Here is a 390-nt window from a genome sequence, read left to right as displayed (position 1 = left end):
TCTGTTCTAACATTGGACTGGCAGGTACGGAAGTACAGTTGGTAAATGCAATGAGCAGGGAATATGTATTGAAACAGATTTTATATGGTATCAAGGATCAATATGATGCAGTCATTATTGACTGTATGCCATCATTGGGAATGATTACGATCAATGCGCTGGCTGCATCAGATGAAGTCCTCATTCCAGTTGAAGCCTCCTACCTGCCAATCAAAGGCTTGCAGCAGTTGTTAAAAACGATCGGTAAGGTTCGTAAGCAGATTAATCCGAAGTTGCAAGTCGGTGGGATTCTGTTCACGATGGTCGATGCGCATACAAATGATGCCAGAAATAATATGGAACTTCTCAGAAATGTATATGGAAGTCAAATTCATATCTTTGATAATTATA

At 39.7% G+C, this 390-nt stretch carries 1 protein-coding gene; it reads left to right on the top strand.

The window, feature by feature from the left end; genetic code table 11:
• Nucleotides 1-390 (top strand): ParA family protein (locus G5B12_RS17140; RefSeq protein ID WP_174088982.1); only part of this gene is annotated, 390 nt, incomplete at both ends.

It is taken from the genome of Blautia sp. MSK.20.85 (assembly GCF_013317245.1).
GTDB lineage: Bacteria > Bacillota > Clostridia > Lachnospirales > Lachnospiraceae > Blautia_A.
Note: the sequence above shows the minus strand (reverse complement) of the source record. Positions and strands in the feature narration are given on the sequence as shown.